The sequence below is a fragment of the uncultured Veillonella sp. genome (genome assembly GCF_938010505.1).
Classification (GTDB): Bacteria; Bacillota; Negativicutes; order Veillonellales; family Veillonellaceae; genus Veillonella.
The window spans coordinates 1-16,802 of record NZ_CALLVP010000109.1; the positions used below are offsets into that span (position 1 = coordinate 1).

The following is a 16,802-nucleotide window of genomic DNA, read 5'->3' on the forward strand; positions in this document are numbered from 1 at the left end:
ATATCTCACGAAAATACCCCCTTTACTGGTTGTCCAGTAAAGGGGGTACATATCAAACAGGGGCCTTTCCTTATTCACCAGCACTAACTAGTGCTTGTGTATATGGATGTACCGCTTCTTTGAGTCGTTTTGATTCGATGGTTTCTACGATTTGTCCGTCTTTCATGACGATGATTCGATCTGTTACGGCTTGTAATAGGCCGATGTCATGACTGACGAACACATATCCAAAGGGTTGTTCCGTATGTAGTTTTTGTAATAGGTCTAGCACTAGCTTTTGGTTTACCGCATCAAGGGCTGATGTAGGTTCGTCAAAGAGTACTAGTTTTGGATTCATCAGCATAATCCGTGCCAATACGACACGTTGCAGTTGACCACCGCTGACTTCGTGAAGGTATTTATGAACTGTATTTTCCGGTAAGTCTACCCGTTGCATCCATTTACGGATATCGTCCTTTGCTGCCTCCACATCCATAAGACCATAGTTAATATACGGCTCTAAGAGAAATGCTTCTAAGTTCATCCTTGGAGGAATCACCGCCAAGGGATTTTGAAACATCATCTGCATGGAACGATATATTTCTGTATGGTTTTGAATGGATGTTACGTCTTCACCAAAGAGCCACAGACTCCCAGAGGTAGGCTTTTCTAATAATGCAATCAGCCTAAGCAGCGTACTTTTACCAGAACCACTACCACCTGCAATGCCTACTCGTTCATTGGAAGCCACGGAAAAGGATACGTTATCAACGGCGCGGACCGTATGATTGTGGTTCGTATATTGTTTACAGATTTTCTCGAGTTGAATCATACTACACCACTTTCATTACGGAATCTAACAAGATGCGAGTATACTCATCCTTTGGATGCGACATGACATCTTCGGTGGAGCCCACTTCAACGAGTTGCCCCTTATTCATAACCCCAATGCTATTGGCAATGCGAGCAGCCGCCTTGATATTATGGGTTACGATAATCACCGTTGCCCCAAGAGCCTGTGTTACCTCTTTCATAAGGTCCAATACAGAAGCTTGCACAAGCATATCTAAGGCACTAGTCGGTTCGTCGGCAAATACGATACTCGGCTTCAAGATGAGGCTTAAGGCTATTGCTAACCGTTGTTGCATACCACCGCTCAACTGAAACGGATAGGACTGCAAGATACGCGCTCCGTCGGTTAAGTGAACAAGATTAAGCATATCTATAACACGGCTTACATCATAGCTTTCACCATGGGCACGGAATAAATCTTTGAAGTGATTTTCTACGGTTCGATTTGGGTTTAGATAGGCGCTGGGATTTTGAAAGATCATGGAAATCTTCGTACCCCGCAATTGTCGCCAATCACCATCACTCAATGTAGAAACATCGGTGCCGTTTAGCAAAATTTGGCCGCTAATGTTAGCTTGTTTCAACATGCCAAAGGCGGCACGAACTAACGTAGATTTACCAGAGCCACTTTCACCAACGATGGCAAAGACCTCACCATTGGGCACGGAGAAGGATACATCGCGCACCGCTTGCTCCGCACCGTATGAAATTGTAACCTTATCAAATACGATACAATCAGATTTATTCAATAGTAGAATCCTTTGTTAATAAATAGTAGTCGATTGGATGTACTGGTACATTTTTAACTTTTGTAGTAGATACAACCGTTGCACTTGGATACAACAAATAAATATCTGCTACGTCATCAACTAAGATTTGTTGTGCTTGTTTAGCAATATTAGAGCGTTCGTTTTGATCAAATGTTACAGACAATTGGTCGATTAACGCATCTACTTGAGGGTTAGAGTAGCCACCAACATTTGCTTTCGCACCAGTTTTGTAGAACAAGCTGAGGAACCAATAAGGATCATTTGTAGACATAGTCACTACATTGCGTTCTACTAAATCAAAACCATCTGTACCAAGTGTATCTACTTCATCAGGGCTTTGTAGTTTTTTAAGAGTTACAGCAATACCTGCTTTTTTCAATTCTTGTTGAATTTCTTCGTATAAGCTTGTATCTTTCCCCCAAATAGCAATAGTAACAGCTAATTCCTTACCGTCTTTTGCGTACATGCCGTTTGCATTCTTAGCATAGCCAGCTTGAGTCAAGATTTGGTCAGCTTTCGCCACATCTGTCATCGGTTTATTAGCAATCGCATCATAGCCTAAGTTGGCAGATGGCGGGAATGGTGCCGCACCTGGTGTGGAACCGTTACCAATAATTTTTGCCATGGAGTCATAGTTAATGATATGAGCAATAGCAGAACGCACCGCTTTATCATGCAATGGAGATACTTCTGTGTGGTTTACTTTCAGCATCAATACACGAACGCCTGCGATATCTTGAATATTGAAACCGTCTTTGAACAAGCTGCGGTTAGCAGAGTCCACTTTTTGAATCACGTCTACGTCTTTAGATTGTAACGCCATAGCGCGTTTATTGTTGTCTTCGATGTCTTTTACAGTTACGGAATCAAGACCTGGTTTGCCGCCCCAGTAATCTGCGAAGGCAGCGAGTTCGATTGTTTCACCTTTTGTGAAAGCAGTGATTTTATAAGGACCTGTAAGAACTGGTTTAGATGCTACATCTTTAAGATCTGCAGTATCCATGATAACAAAAGCAGGTTCAGTCAAGCTAGATAACAAGGAACCATTAGGCTCTGTAGTCTTAATAATCAAGTTTTGACCATCTACTGTGATGGACTCGATTTTAACTGCTTTAGCGGAACGAGCACTTTGTTTCATCGTATACTCGATGGACTCTTTTACCTTTTGAGGCGTCATCGGAGTACCATTGTGGAATTTAACGTTTTCACGGATGTGGAATTTCCATGTTGTAGGGTCTACATTTTCCCAAGAATCTGCCAATTGTGGGGCAAATTTCATATCCGGTGTTACAACGGCTAAGTTTTCACCTGCACCGATACGAGTCAATGTCCACGCATCCCATTCGTGAGTTGGGTCTAATGTTTCACCAAACCAATACAAACCAACATTCATATGCTTCCCTTGTTTGCTGTCTTTAGCAGTATCATTACCACAGCCGGCCAAGAGAGCTACCATGCATAGCATGGACAAACATGCTAACAACCAACGTTTCATAATATCTCCTTTAGAATATATCGCCTCGTTGAGGCTTTCACCATAAAAAATCTATACACAGTACGGTTAACGAGATACATCGAGGGCATCGCGCAACGCATCACCAATATAGTTAAATAAAACAACAGTAATAAAAATAGCGAGCCCCGGGTAAATTAGCAGCCACGGCGCCGTTTGTAGAAAATCTCGGGAGCTCAATAAGATAGCGCCCCACTCCGGATCCGGCGGTTGTACACCGATGCCGATGAGCGAAAAACTGGCTACCAAAATGATGGCATCCCCTAGATGTTGAATAATAACGATCACCAACGGTGGCAATACATTCGGCAGAATATAGCGCCACAAAATTCGTAGATTTGAAGCGCCCGACATGCGAGCAAAGGTAATATACTCTGCGTGGCGTTCAATCTGTACGAGGCCCCTCGTGATACGGGCATATTCCGCCCATTTCGTAATGCACAAGGAAATGATTACATTCGTTATGCTAGGACCCATGATACCGATGAAAGCAATAGCTATAACCATATTCGGGAAGCCAAGTACTAAATCGATTAAACGAGATAACCAACGGTCAATACGAGGTGTAGAGAACCCTGCTAATCCACCAATAGCGATGCCAATGGCCCCACTAATACCAATGATGGTGAAAGCAATCCCTAAAGAGGCTTTACCACCGTACAGAATACGAGACCACACATCACGACCGAGTTGGTCAGTACCTAATAGATGGGTACTACTAATGTCTTGTAAGCGGTCCGCGATACTCGTCGTTTCAGGATCAAAGGGTGCTATATAGGGAGCGCATAAGAAAAATACAATCCACAGAGCTGCTAATACCAACATAGCGTATAAAGTATAGGGCGTTTGTCTATTCATAAGAGCCTCCTTTTATGGCGGCTCTTCGCTTCGGATTCAGCCAAACACTCAATACATCAATGATGATATTAATCACGATGAACACCAAGGTAATCCAGATGATATAACCTTGCATCAATACATAATCGCGAGCCATAATGCCCTGCACCATCATATAACCAATACCTTTTATGGAGAATACCGTTTCAATAACGGCAGATCCACCTAGCATAGCACCCATAGTTACTCCCATCATAGGCAGCAATATAAGACCTACATGAGGGAATATATAACGGGTGTAGACCATCCATTCTGGCAAGCCCAATGCTCGCGCCCCCTGTACAAAGGGCTGTCGCGACACTTCTAAAATAGCATTGCGCAATCGACGAATGTAGAGACCACATATCCATAAAGCAAGGGTTACTGCGGGCAGAACATAGGCAGAAAAGCCATTGGTATTCGTTACCGACACTAGCTGTAATTTAACACCGAATAAGTACAGTAATAATAAACCGACCCAGAACCCAGGGATTGCTAACGCTAAGAATGTAACGAGACGAACCCCATGATCAATCCATGAGTCTTGATACTTTGCAGATAGCATACCGAGCGGTATGGTCACCACTATCCCCATAACAAGAGATAAGGATACGAGCCCTAAGGTATTAGGTAAGGCGCCACCAAGAATGGTCGCTACTGGTAAAGCGTACAGAATGGACTCACCAAAGTCCCCTTGTACAATTTGACCTAACCAACGTAAGTATTGCTGCCACCAAGGATCATTGAGCCCCAACTGCTCTCGTATCTGTGTAACTACAACTGGATCTGGTGTAGCTCCTAGAAGATTAAACTTCATTGACACGGGATCAATAGGAGATAGTTTTATCAATACAAATGTACCGATGGTAACAACCAATAAAATACCTACAATACCTGCCAAACGCTGTAGTATTAATCGATACAATACATCACCTGCCTTCTTCATCAAATAATAACCATATTATATTATATTATATTATATTATATTATAACAATAATTCTCATTTTTAGATATACCCCTATGTATATATTAGAATGATTCTCATTATTAAATTTTAGCATATATACTAAAACGGCCCCTCATACGAGGAGCCGTTCTATATAAAACCCTTACAGTGTCCATGCGAGTGCTTCACTACAGCTCGCATGCCTATCCCATTAGGCCTGGACTTTTATATTATTTTGTATGTTGTTTTGGGGCTACCGTATTAGCAACGATTGCTTTAGCCATGTCACGAGTTACAGGGCGTTCGAAGTACATCCCATGAGTTTGTCCGTCTTTTGTCCAACCTATGAGATATACCATTTTATTACCGCCTTTGAAAACAACCTTTGTGCCGTTTACTTTTTCATTAGCTGTTACACGAAAATCGTTATAATCGCCGCTGATATCTTCTTTTATTTCATTGGCTATGCGATGGACGATGCGTTTGCCTGCCGCTTGATTACGAGTAGCATCTTCACCAGCTTGGTAAACATAAACCACTTGCAATACATCCTTATCAATAGTACTTACAGACTCAATGTTGTAACCCACAGGTAATACCTTAGGCATTTGAGGTGTAATGTTCATATATTTAGCCGCTTCATCTACAGTAGCAAACTCATGAAATGGACTTGGCATACCAACCATTGGCGCTTCTTGTTGAGCTACCACAGATTTAGGTTGATCTGATTTTACATCAAGAGTACCTTGAGCACCAACAACAGTATAAGAACCTACACATGCACAGGCAACTACCATCAAGACCAATTTTTTAACCATGGGTATAATCTCCCTTCGCTCAACACGAAAATTATTAAAAACACATTTATTTTGTATGTGATTTTTCCTCAACAATATTACGAATTATAGCCGTCGCCATATCTCGCGTAACGGGATGCTGAAACTCTAAAGAGTGATTCTGCCCATCTTTCATCCACGATACAAGATAGACCTTGTTTTTATCACCTTTGAAAGTAACCTTTGTACCATCTACACTTTCAGTTTCTATAACCTTATGAATCTTGTGGTCACCGCTAATATCACCAGTTAACTTAGATGTTCGATATATAATAAGTGCGCCTCCAGCTTTGTTATAATATGGTTTCGCACTAGGTTCATACACATAAACAACTTGTAATATATCTTTCTCTATAGTTATTACAGATTGAATATTGAAACCTACAGGTAACAACTTTGGCATCTGCGGTTTTATATTTATATAGTCCGCTGCTTGTTGAACTGTAGTAAACACATGTACCGGACTCGGCATAATAACATTTGGTTCTGCCGCTTCAACTGATATGCCACCAATCACAGGCATAGACTCGCCTTTATTAGCCGGCGCTTCGGCACTAACAATGTTATATAAACCAATAGATGCACATACTAAAGAAGCTACTAGTAATATCTTTATCTTTGTTGTCATAACAACAATCTCCGAAAATAAGTTTCGTAAAATTATATTTATCAAAACTTTGCTATCAATTATATACTAAATGATATAAAATTTCAAATAACTATTTCTTATGCACCATAAACCCAGCTGCTTGTTGGTTAGCCATTATTGTGACATCAGAAATTTGCAAGCGTTTAGGTTGGTTTGTTACGTATAGCACAACGTCCGCCACATCCTCAGGTTGAATGGCATCGATGCCGGCGTAGACGGCTTTAGCTTTTTCCGCATCACCGTGAAAGCGCACTTCACTAAACGGAGTCTCTACGATGCCCGGTTGAATGGTTGTGACCTTAATATCCGTAGCAATCGTATCCATGCGAATACCATCACTCAAGGTCTTAACGGCCGCCTTTGTAGCACAGTAAACAGCACCACCTGGATATGCGTATATACCAGCAGTAGAACCCATATTCACAATATGGCCTGCGTTTTTATCAATCATATAAGGTAGTACAGCCTTTGTTACATATAAAAGGCCTTTCACATTCGTATCAATCATAGTCACCGCATCATCAACGGCACTATCTTGGAAAGGATCTAAACCTTGCGCAAGACCCGCATTATTTACGAGCACATCGACGCCACCAAAAGCCTCGATAGCAGCAGGAATCTTGCTTTCCACATCCTCGCGACTACGCACATCAAGAACTAACGTCTCAACACGCACGCCATATTCTTTAGACAAACGAGCCTGTACCTCGTCGAGCAACTCCGCACGACGACCAGAAATCAACACATTATCGCCATGCTTAGCATAAGCCTCAGCAATACAAAGACCAATACCAGACGTTGCACCAGTAACAAAAACATTACGAGCCATAAGAACCTCCTTATCAATCCGAACTATATGTATAGCCTAATTATACCACTTTAATACGTAATGGACTCTAGTCCATTCCCCTATACTAATAAAAATGATACATTGGCGCAGATGACATTTAATCCAATAGTATTTAATACGATAATATTTGAGCTCTACAACAGTAAGAAAATAAATAGGGATACCTATTCGAAGCCGCCTTGGGCGCTACGCGTACTGTCCTTTCCCGTTCTCCTAGAATGATATGTTGGCGCAGATGGTATTTAAAAGGATACATAAAGTGGCATATGAGTTTAGGAATATGATAATAAAAAGAGGATACCCTTTCTGAAACCGACTTAGCTCGCTTTGGAGGCTTTCGGGAAGGGTATCCTCTTTCCTTATTGTATTACAATTCTAATGCCACTTTATGCACATCTTTTATTTCAAATGTGCCAACATATCATTTAACACTTCCATGCAATCCCCCACTATCCCATAGTTAGCGTGTTGGAAGATTTCTGCATTTGGATCGTTATTGATAGCCACGATTGTGTCAGCACCAGAGATACCGCTCACGTGTTGAATAGCACCGGAGATACCGAATGCCAAGTATAGTTTAGGACTTACAGTTTTACCTGTTTGGCCTACTTGGTATGGCAATTCAATCCAGCCCTTTTCTACAAGGGGACGTGTAGCACCTACAACGCCGCCGATAGCATCGGCAAGTTCGTAGAGCTTATCGAAGTTTTCTTTGGAACCCATGCCGCGACCACCGGCTACGATGATATCCGCTTCTTGGATGTTGTAACCATCTTTGCTGAACGGAATGAAGTCAAGACGTTTCATGCGAATATCTTCAGGTTTAAGGTCGAATTGTTCAATTTGAATGCGACCCCAGCTGTCTGCAATGCGTTCTGGCTTTTTAAATACATTAGGACGGACAGAGCCCATTTGTGGACGATGATTTGGAGAAATAATTTCAGCTAAAATATTGCCACCCAAGGCAGGACGCGTCCATTCTACAAGGCCTTCTGTAGTATCTACAGTCAAGATAGTACAGTCAGCTACTACACCGTTTTGCATGCGACCAGACATACGAGGTGCAAGGTCTCGACCATTGTTCGTAGCGCCAATCAAAAGGATATTAGGCTTATGGTCTTCAAAGAAATCTGTCAAAACCTTTGTATAGCCGTCTGTTGTATAGTATTTCAAAAGAGGGCTTTCAAAAACGTGAACAATATCGGCACCATGTGCCACAAGTTCCTCCGCCTCGGATTGAACATTCTCACCAAGAAGCATAACTTGAACGAGTTGGCCCAATTCCTTAGCAATTCGACGAGCTTGACCGATAAGTTCGTACGTAACCGGATGCACTACGTCATCGATGGTATCGGCTACGACAAAGACATCTCTATATTCATCAAAATTTGTCACTCCCATTATCGATCACCTCCTTTGGAACCTTCTTCACCTTTAACGGCCGCTAAAGCCTTAAACTCACTAGAGGATACACTTTCAACAGTGGCAGCCCGCTGCACAGGATCTTTTACATCCACGCCCTCATCGTTGTTATCTACAGGCTCATCCACAGGTTCTTCGCTCGGCACCAACAGATGAGAGAACTTTTCCGGCTTGATATTATAGGCCAATTCAAGAACCTTTTTAGCCCCTTCTTCCACGGATGAAAGCATTTCCACCTTGCCCCGAAGCGGTGGTTGATATACCTTACGAACGCGCGTAGGAGAGCCATTGAGACCAATACGACTTTCATCAATATACGGCATATCTCGCAATGTAATATGGGAAATTTCATAACGTTTCGCGTAAATAGAGCTCCAGAGACCTGGTTGACGAGGCTCATTGAGTTCAGCCGTAGCTGTTACCAATAGTGGTAATGGAGCCTCAATCACTTCATAACCATTTTCATGCTCTCGTTTTACAATCGCCTTTTGAGCCGCCTGATCTACGGTTAACTCACAAGCATAGGTAGCTTGCGCCATGCCTAGTTCCTCCGCAATTTGAGGACCTACTTGTGCAGTATCGCCATCGATAGCCTGTTTACCGCAGAAAATGATTTCAAATTGACGGTTCATTGTCTTTTGAATATGACGAATGGCAGATGCAATAGTGTAGCTTGTAGCCAATGTATCAGCGCCACCGAAAGCACGGTCTGTAACAAGTACCGCATCATCAGCGCCGAGAGATAAACACTCGCGAAGAGCATCCTCAGCTTGAGGAGGACCCATCGCCAATACCGTTACACGGCTACCTTCATATTGGTCTTTTACCGCAAGAGCCGCCTCTAACGCATGCATATCGTCAGGGTTTACAATACTAGGCAAGCCTGTGCGGATGAGATTATTCGTTTCCGGATCCAGTTTAATCTCAGATGTATCTGGAACCTGTTTGACACATACTAATAACTCCATACACTCACCCCTGTCTAAATTCTACGCCCTTAGCGTTACGCGGATATTTCCAAGTTTTTACGATCGTTTCGCCACAGAGAACACGGCAAGTACCGCACTCTAAACACCCAGCGAAGTCAAAGGCTAAATCGCCATTTTCTTGTAATGTATATAGACCAGCAGGACAACCGTTTACGAGTTTCATTTTCTCTTCGCGGCTGAAGCCAGCGCCATCCACAAGGATATGAGGAGACGTTTCATCTACATAATATTTATTGGCGCCCAAGCGCTCTTCTAATTTCATAGGGAACGCACCCCTTTCAATGCATCACGAATCAAGGTTACAAGGCCAACGTCACCAACGCGACCCATTAATTTTTTCAACATAGGAACAGCACCGTCACCGTTTACAGTGAAGACATCGTGCATCACATTATTCACGAGAGCTGGATATTCCTTGAATATACGAGGATTGGATGCAAGGAACTCAGGCATGTTTTTATACAATTTCAAGTCTTTATGCAACCAAGAATTTTTAATTTGACGTTCATATAGACTAGCAACGCGTTCCATATTTTCGTCGCGCAATGCTACGTTAACTGCATCAGCTGCACACATGCCGGATTCGATAGCAAGATCCATCCCACGAATAGTGTAACCAAGGTTCATACACATACGCGCTGCATCACCGACGATAAGATAACCATTGCCGCCCAATTGTGGCATTGCTTTATAACCACCTTCAGGTACGAGATGAGCACTATGTTCTTTCAATTGACCATTTTTCAACAATGGTGCAATTCTTGGATGACTTGTGAAAGCTGAAAGCATTTCGTCTACAGACTTATTAGCTTTACCGATATCTTCAAGACCTACAACCATACCTACGGAAAGGCTTTCTTTATTAGTATAAATAAAACCACCGCCCAATAAGCCGTCAGTCATATCGCCCAATGTAAGCCATGCCATACCTTCGTCACCGGATAGCATGAGGCGATTTTCGAGCTCCTCTTTTTTAAGCTTATATACTTCTTTAACGCCTACAGCCATTGTTTTTGGATCTGTAGGGCCTGTAAGACCAGCTTTTTCCAATAGTAATGTATTAGAACCTTCTGCGATGATAACGAGTTTAGCGTAAACTTCGTCATCGTGACAGCGAACGCCTACAACGCGGCGATTCTTGCCTTCCCCTTCAGTAATGAGGTCTGTTACTTGTACATTAGATACGAGAAGCGCACCTTTTTTCTCAGCCTCACCTGCGAGCCATTTATCAAATTTAGCGCGCAATACTACGTAGGATTCCTCATTAGGTTTCCCATCTTGATTACTATACTCAATAGTAGTCATTTCATTGCCAGTGCCAATAGAAATACGCTCTTTTGTCACTTTACGTTCCAATGGTGCCCGTTCTCTAAAGTCCGGTACAAGACGTTCTAAAGAATGTGTGTAGATACGTCCACCCATCATATTTTTAGCGCCTGGTGCGGTGCCACGTTCGATGAGCAAAACTTTTGCCCGCTGTTCTGCGAGGCGCAATGCCGCCGCAGAGCCCGCTGGACCTGCACCAACGACGATGACATCAAATGTTTCATTACGATCAATTGCCATATACTCAGCTCCTTTAAATGAAAGCTTAACTTACATAAGTTCATACAGTATATATATATATTCTCTATGAAGAACCAAAATACCTTTAATAAATTGACAAAAAAAATAAATATATTCTATATTTTACGAAATTATGCTATTTAACACTCTATAGGATGTATATATAATCATTATAAGCTCATACTATTGCATACTTAGATTTTTAATTAAGCGCAATAAAATTCATCAATTCGTGAAATTTATAAGTTTTTTGTAGCTTTCACAGTGAAAGTAGCGTATGATAAAAGTAGCAAAAACCCTATACGGAGCAAGACGCGTATAATACGACCGCATAATGCAAGTCCACGGTCAAGGTTAGGAACTCGTAATTTTTTTGAATTAAGAGGAGGCCCTATGGACCCGTTAAAAATCTTGAAAGCATTATCAAATCCGCATCGGTTAGATATTATATTGTGGCTAAAACACCCAGAGAAAGAATTCGGTGTACAAGTACACTCTAACACTCTTATCGATTTCCCTCATAGTGTGAGCGTTAAGAGTATCCAAAAGCGCTGCGGTGTATCGCAATCTTCTATTTCTACATTTATGAGCATCTTAGAGAATGCTGAACTTGTGGAATCGCGCAAAATTGACCAATATACCTATTTCCGTCGCAACGAAAAGGTTATTCACGAATTTGGCGAATGGTATAACAAAGAAGTATCCATCCAGTCTGATCACATCGACAAACTATTAGAAACGGTCATCTTAGGAGACACTTCATACCCGGCAACTGAGGAGAACTCAATGCCTAGCGAGCAACTCGCAGTCGAAATACGTACTAAGGGACCACATCATGATGAAGAAAGTAAATAAAAGCCTTTCCCTACTTACCATATCTAGGGAAAAACGAAAAGAGTTATAATATTCAAAATTATAGCTCTTTTTTATGTGATACTATACCACTTATAGTATATATACAACTCATAACTTAAAAAGAGTGCCTTCCCATTTGGGAGGGCACTCTTTACTTTTATACATTTCGTTGTGCTTCGTAAGCTCTAAATAATTTAGATAATAATTCAGGAGCCAAGCGCAATAAATCTGGGTTTTCACAGAAAGATACACGCAACTGTGTTTTACCAGGGTTATCATTACCGTTTTTACCGCTATAGAAGCCATTGAGCGGTGCCATGAGAAGTGTATATTCCTTGCCATCATCAAGGCTTACTGCACCATGTTCGGCACACCAAGAAGCAAATTCTACACCATCAAAGCCAGGTTTTGCAACCTTTCTCACGTCGATTACAAAGTAAATAGATGCTTCAGGGCGAGACACGATAAAGTCCGGTTCTGCCTCTTTAAAACCTTTGTGGAGTTCAAAGATCATTTGACGATAGTAGTCGCGTTGTTGCTCATACCAGTTGTGCAATTGCGCGTAGGACTCATGTTTCAATGCGCCAAAAATATATTGGCCCAAAGTATTAGCGCTGAGGTTTGCCGTATATTCCGCAACGGATTTTTCATAGCACAATTTATTATCTGTAATGATAGCTCCAATGCGAAGTCCGCACGCATTCCAAACCTTGCTAGCCGTTTCAAGGCTGATACGGCGGCCTTCGATGCCAGGCACATCTTTATCGGTTAAGGCCCAAATACTAGATGTTTCTTTCCCTTTTTCATAAGCCAATTCACGGTACGCTTCATCAGAGATGATCCACAAATTATGTTTAACGCACAATTTAGTATATTCAATGAGCGTTTCTTTGCTAAACAGTTGACCAGTCGGATTGTCGTAAGGAATGATGAGCAACGCCCCCGGTTTTGTCTCGATAATGCGCTTCTCTACAGTCTCCACAGACGGCAATTCAAACTCACCATTTTCATTGAGCTCCCGTTCAACAGTAACCGTTTTACGACCAATGCGAAGACCTACTGCGTCATAGTTTGTATAAGAAGGGTTGAACATCAATAGAGGACGTTCCTCTTCGCCTGCACCACCACATACGCCAAGCATGATGATTTCCATCGCCATGGATGCCCCATCTGTTACGAGCACATCGAGGCCTGTTGTATCAAAGCCTTGGCTGCGCAAAATGTGGAGGAATGCTTCTCGACACTCATCAGTGCCCGTAGTTGGTACGTACGGCACAATGCCATTGTGGAACGGACTGTTTACACCGCCCAAATCAAACAACCTACGCTGCATGGCGGGATGCATAGGACGCATTACATTACCAATAGAACCATTCACCAAGATAGGCGGGTTCTTACGTTCCAAGAATTTAATTTGTCCTAGGCGAATGCCAGACGGCTTACGAGCCATCATATATGGCGATAATTCTGGTTGTTTCATTTCGATCCAACTCCTCTAAAAATCAACCTTCTCCATTGGAAGGTTTTGATAACTGTGAAAGTACCAAAACACTTACTATACAAGTAAATATATAGGTTCATCACAAAACAAAAAATACGAATATATAGATATAGATAGATACATAATATTATAGAGCTTTTACTATAGAAAATCTATAGTTTTATAACATATACTTATTTACCTATACTTAATTTATCGGTTATTGAAAATAACTCTCATGGTACTTAGTGCGGTCTCAATATACCATCAAAAACTATAATAAAAATGAAAGAGCCCCACGAGAGGCTCTTTCACCATGATATAGATTACATTTTGAAGCTATACAAACAACTACGACGTAATTATCAATTATTAGTATAGCTTTATAATCGAACCATTGCAGTAGTTATATCTATTAGATAGTCACTTCTACACCTAGACGGAAGTTGCGACCTTGACCTGGCCACCAGTCACCAGGGTTGCCCCAACGAACGCTAGATTGTTCCGCATAGTATGTATCAAAGATATTGTTGATACGACCAAATACAGTAACATTTTCGCGTACACGATAGTTAGCGCTGATATCAGCCAACCAGTATGTTTTACGTGGGAATACATTATCTGCTGTACCAGGACGATTGATAATACCACGAATATCCAAATGAGCATCCCATTTAGCATCGTTGTAATCAAGGCCTGCGTTAACAGCATGTTTTGGTACATATCCATCACGGTTTGCTTTGCGAGTTGGTGTTGCATCGATATGAGTATACGTATAGCCAAGACGTGCGGACAAGTGATTAGTCAATTGTTTACGCACATCCGCATTGATGCCACGAGCTTTTTCAGTGTCAAAATTGTGATATTGACCTGTGAAATTTGCCGGATCAGTCATAACCCAACCGATTTTATCCTTCGTACTACGGCTGAAGAAGCTAAGATTACTATTCCATGTTTTACCGAATTTGTGGTGTACACCTAAATCAAATTCATGACCTGTTTCCGGTTTCAAATTGCGGTTGCCATTGAAACCATCAAATAATTGGTATGGTGTAGGTGCCAAGAAGTACTCTTTATACGCAGCATACACATTTGTCTTCTCATTTACATCATAGCCGAAGCTGATGGATGGAGATGTATGAGTACCGAAAGAGGAATGGTGGTCAACGCGGATACCAGGCGTTACAGTCCACTTAGGAGCAAATTTCCATTCATCTTGAATAAAGTAAGATGCGTTCGTAAGCTTCACGCCGCCCATGTTAACCACTTTATCTTGACGCCAGTCAAAGCCGCCTACTACAGTATGGTCTTTTGCTTTATACGTAACTTGATCACCAATACCACGAGTCTTCACATCCGTTAAGTACCCATCATATGTTGTTTTATAATGATTGTTCATCAAGTATAATTGATAACTCCAACGATTGCTGATTTTGTTGTTCCAAATCGCGCGTAAGGAGTCATTTGCTTCATTACCATAACGAATGTGATTGAGAGCACCCAAATGGTCGGAGTACATTACATCACCACGATATGTGTCGTAAGATATTTTTACATCGTTCTTATCATTGATTGTATTGCCCACCATGAAGGATGCAGTATGGCTGTTGCCATGTTGAGGAACGCGCACGCCATGACCATCTTTGTAAGAACCAATGATATCTTTTTGTACGCCTACACGCCAGTACCAATCTTTTTTGCTACCTTCGTTTGTAATAGCGTATTGTTCTAAATCATTGCTGCCGCCCATGACACGAAGTTTAGTTTGTACCCCTTGCTCAGGTTTTGCAGTGATTACGTTTACTACACCACCTATGGCACCGGAACCATACAATGTAGAGCCTGCACCACGTTGAACTTCAATGCGGTCAATGCTAGACATATCTTTCAAAATAGTCATCGGCGGATTCACCCCTGCTGCGCCCATATTGATGCCGTCTACTAAATACAATACTTGGTCAGACCCATTGATGCGGAATGCATTGGCGTTCGTGTAACCTACGCCACCACCGTACGTATTAATATCTACGCCCGGTACGATGTTCAAGGCTTCATTCATATTCGTAGCATGGCGCTCACGAATATCGTCACCTGTTACTACGCCTACACTAGCTGGCACTTCTGAAAGCTGTTGTTCACTACGAGTTGCGGTAACAACAATGGTATGCGCTTCTTTCGCATCATCAGCTTTAACAGCTAATACATTAGGAGCACTCAAAGTGCTACCAAATACGAGGGCTAACCCTACGTATAGGGATAATCGTTGCATTCTTGATACTTTCATAAAAACCTCCACTCACATTAATTCACATACTATATATATATTGTGCCATAGAAACCATTGCACGTGTCATAAATTGGGAATAACTCATGACCTGCGATGAATCTACGAGGAACACACGGCGATTGGCGATGGCCTTAACACCTTGCAAAGCAGGATCAGAATAGAGCTGCTCTGCCGTTGCCGGTGTAGTACCATCCGAAGTATAGGCCACCGACGGGATGATAATAATGTCCGGATTTGCTTTAATTAAATCCTCTCGCGTTCCATTATCAAAAGGTCCTAAGCCTAATTGAGCAGCCGCATTGGTGACTTTCAAATATTTAGTCATATCATCAAAGGTTGACCCCTTGCCGCCGGTTAAACCAAATTGCGTATAAAATGCCACTACAGGTCGTTCATCGGTATGTTTATTTGCTAGTTCTTCTATAGTTTTCAGATCTGCATCCATACTAGCAATCATCTTTTCATCCGATGCATGTAAAAGACCTGCAATTTCATGGATAACAGCCTTTGCCTCTTCTACCGTAGTAGGCGTCTTGTAAACGTAAACAGGAATTTGCATATTTCGCATTTCCCCAATCGCATCTGGAGACATCCAGTTTGGAACTAACACTAAATCAGGTTGTACAGACAACATGGATTCAGCAGTTGCTTTCACATGTTTCTCAACCTTGGCAGACTCGTCAGGCACATTGTTAGGCACCGTGCCAACAGCTGCCACTCGGCTCGGATCAACCAAAGATAACACAATATCCTCTGTGCTCGCAGCGATGGGAACGATGCGCTTCGGCTCGTTAGGCACCGTAACGGCTACCCCTGCTCCATCTGTAACTTGATGTGTGGTGCCCGTAGTCCCTGTTTGCGTAGGACCACAGCCGACCACCAGAAGTACCATCATTAATATGGTACATATAATAGATATTCTTTGTTTCAT

Annotated in this window: 16 protein-coding genes; 1 reads left to right on the forward strand and 15 read right to left on the reverse strand. The window is 42.0% G+C overall.

Annotated features, from left to right (window positions below):
- Positions 1–70: 70 nt before the first annotated feature.
- The 12 genes from Q0507_RS06575 to Q0507_RS06630 all read right to left on the reverse strand — a co-directional run bounded on the left by Q0507_RS06575 (position 71) and on the right by Q0507_RS06630 (position 11,249).
- Entirely contained in the window at positions 71–811 is a 741-nt protein-coding gene (locus Q0507_RS06575) for an ABC transporter ATP-binding protein (RefSeq protein WP_298714123.1), read from the reverse strand.
- A gap of 1 nt (position 812) precedes the next feature.
- Positions 813–1,580 (reverse strand): ABC transporter ATP-binding protein, encoded by a 768-nt coding sequence (locus Q0507_RS06580; RefSeq protein ID WP_298714126.1) that lies wholly within the window; start codon positions 1,578–1,580, stop codon positions 813–815.
- The gene (locus tag Q0507_RS06585; protein ID WP_298714128.1) at positions 1,573–3,096 is read right to left on the reverse strand and encodes an ABC transporter substrate-binding protein; all 1,524 of its coding nucleotides are present in this window, start codon (positions 3,094–3,096) and stop codon (positions 1,573–1,575) included. Before Q0507_RS06585 ends, Q0507_RS06580 begins: the two co-directional genes overlap by 8 nt.
- A 66-nt stretch (positions 3,097–3,162) precedes the next feature.
- Positions 3,163–3,972, reverse strand: a complete 810-nt coding sequence (locus Q0507_RS06590; protein ID WP_298714131.1) for an ABC transporter permease — start codon at positions 3,970–3,972, stop codon at positions 3,163–3,165.
- Positions 3,965–4,915 (reverse strand): ABC transporter permease, encoded by a 951-nt coding sequence (locus tag Q0507_RS06595; protein ID WP_367268456.1) that lies wholly within the window; start codon positions 4,913–4,915, stop codon positions 3,965–3,967. Before Q0507_RS06595 ends, Q0507_RS06590 begins: the two co-directional genes overlap by 8 nt.
- Before the next feature lie 252 nt (positions 4,916–5,167).
- On the reverse strand, positions 5,168–5,755 hold the full coding sequence (locus tag Q0507_RS06600) for a hypothetical protein (RefSeq protein WP_298714135.1): 588 nt from the start codon (positions 5,753–5,755) through the stop codon (positions 5,168–5,170).
- 46 nt (positions 5,756–5,801) lie between these two features.
- Positions 5,802–6,401: a hypothetical protein gene (locus Q0507_RS06605; protein ID WP_298714138.1), complete on the reverse strand. Its 600-nt coding sequence runs from the start codon at positions 6,399–6,401 to the stop codon at positions 5,802–5,804.
- A 91-nt stretch (positions 6,402–6,492) separates the two neighbouring features.
- Complete coding sequence (locus tag Q0507_RS06610) at positions 6,493–7,251, reverse strand: SDR family NAD(P)-dependent oxidoreductase (protein ID WP_298714141.1); 759 nt, start codon at positions 7,249–7,251, stop codon at positions 6,493–6,495.
- Positions 7,252–7,671: 420 nt separating this feature from the next.
- Entirely contained in the window at positions 7,672–8,673 is a 1,002-nt protein-coding gene (locus Q0507_RS06615) for an electron transfer flavoprotein subunit alpha/FixB family protein (RefSeq protein WP_128114102.1), read from the reverse strand.
- On the reverse strand, positions 8,673–9,662 hold the full coding sequence (locus tag Q0507_RS06620) for an electron transfer flavoprotein subunit beta/FixA family protein (RefSeq protein ID WP_298714147.1): 990 nt from the start codon (positions 9,660–9,662) through the stop codon (positions 8,673–8,675). The genes Q0507_RS06615 and Q0507_RS06620 overlap by 1 nt, the downstream gene beginning before the upstream one ends.
- Positions 9,663–9,666: 4 nt before the next feature.
- A complete protein-coding gene (locus Q0507_RS06625; protein ID WP_105081226.1) occupies positions 9,667–9,945 on the reverse strand; it encodes a ferredoxin family protein in 279 nt (92 codons plus the stop codon).
- The gene (locus Q0507_RS06630; RefSeq protein ID WP_298714150.1) at positions 9,942–11,249 is read right to left on the reverse strand and encodes an FAD-dependent oxidoreductase; all 1,308 of its coding nucleotides are present in this window, start codon (positions 11,247–11,249) and stop codon (positions 9,942–9,944) included. The genes Q0507_RS06625 and Q0507_RS06630 overlap by 4 nt, the downstream gene beginning before the upstream one ends.
- Before the next feature lie 393 nt (positions 11,250–11,642).
- Between Q0507_RS06630 and Q0507_RS06635 the strand changes: the two genes are divergently transcribed.
- Entirely contained in the window at positions 11,643–12,104 is a 462-nt protein-coding gene (locus Q0507_RS06635; RefSeq protein WP_012863683.1) for a helix-turn-helix transcriptional regulator, read from the forward strand.
- Between the two features lie 157 nt (positions 12,105–12,261).
- Here the strand turns inward: Q0507_RS06635 and Q0507_RS06640 are convergent, their stop codons facing one another.
- The 3 genes from Q0507_RS06640 to Q0507_RS06650 all read right to left on the reverse strand — a co-directional run bounded on the left by Q0507_RS06640 (position 12,262) and on the right by Q0507_RS06650 (position 16,802).
- The gene (locus Q0507_RS06640; RefSeq protein ID WP_298714155.1) at positions 12,262–13,584 is read right to left on the reverse strand and encodes a pyridoxal phosphate-dependent aminotransferase; all 1,323 of its coding nucleotides are present in this window, start codon (positions 13,582–13,584) and stop codon (positions 12,262–12,264) included.
- 415 nt (positions 13,585–13,999) lie between these two features.
- Positions 14,000–15,868 (reverse strand): TonB-dependent siderophore receptor, encoded by a 1,869-nt coding sequence (locus tag Q0507_RS06645; protein ID WP_298714158.1) that lies wholly within the window; start codon positions 15,866–15,868, stop codon positions 14,000–14,002.
- Positions 15,869–15,890: 22 nt separating this feature from the next.
- Entirely contained in the window at positions 15,891–16,802 is a 912-nt protein-coding gene (locus Q0507_RS06650) for an ABC transporter substrate-binding protein (protein ID WP_298714161.1), read from the reverse strand.

What these genes read in the sequence shown, in the direction of transcription:
- Q0507_RS06630 (WP_298714150.1), bottom strand. Translation starts at nt 11,249, where the DNA reads ATGGCAATTGATCGTAATGAAACATTTGATGTCATCGTCGTTGGTGCA.
- Q0507_RS06620 (WP_298714147.1), bottom strand. Translation starts at nt 9,662, where the DNA reads ATGGAGTTATTAGTATGTGTCAAACAGGTTCCAGATACATCTGAGATT.
- Q0507_RS06590 (WP_298714131.1), bottom strand. Translation starts at nt 3,972, where the DNA reads ATGAATAGACAAACGCCCTATACTTTATACGCTATGTTGGTATTAGCA.
- Q0507_RS06650 (WP_298714161.1), bottom strand. Translation starts at nt 16,802, where the DNA reads ATGAAACAAAGAATATCTATTATATGTACCATATTAATGATGGTACTT.
- Q0507_RS06625 (WP_105081226.1), bottom strand. Translation starts at nt 9,945, where the DNA reads ATGAAATTAGAAGAGCGCTTGGGCGCCAATAAATATTATGTAGATGAA.
- Q0507_RS06585 (WP_298714128.1), bottom strand. Translation starts at nt 3,096, where the DNA reads ATGAAACGTTGGTTGTTAGCATGTTTGTCCATGCTATGCATGGTAGCT.
- Q0507_RS06640 (WP_298714155.1), bottom strand. Translation starts at nt 13,584, where the DNA reads ATGAAACAACCAGAATTATCGCCATATATGATGGCTCGTAAGCCGTCT.
- Q0507_RS06615 (WP_128114102.1), bottom strand. Translation starts at nt 8,673, where the DNA reads ATGGGAGTGACAAATTTTGATGAATATAGAGATGTCTTTGTCGTAGCC.
- Q0507_RS06605 (WP_298714138.1), bottom strand. Translation starts at nt 6,401, where the DNA reads ATGACAACAAAGATAAAGATATTACTAGTAGCTTCTTTAGTATGTGCA.
- Q0507_RS06635 (WP_012863683.1), top strand. Translation starts at nt 11,643, where the DNA reads ATGGACCCGTTAAAAATCTTGAAAGCATTATCAAATCCGCATCGGTTA.
- Q0507_RS06600 (WP_298714135.1), bottom strand. Translation starts at nt 5,755, where the DNA reads ATGGTTAAAAAATTGGTCTTGATGGTAGTTGCCTGTGCATGTGTAGGT.
- Q0507_RS06645 (WP_298714158.1), bottom strand. Translation starts at nt 15,868, where the DNA reads ATGAAAGTATCAAGAATGCAACGATTATCCCTATACGTAGGGTTAGCC.
- Q0507_RS06610 (WP_298714141.1), bottom strand. Translation starts at nt 7,251, where the DNA reads ATGGCTCGTAATGTTTTTGTTACTGGTGCAACGTCTGGTATTGGTCTT.
- Q0507_RS06575 (WP_298714123.1), bottom strand. Translation starts at nt 811, where the DNA reads ATGATTCAACTCGAGAAAATCTGTAAACAATATACGAACCACAATCAT.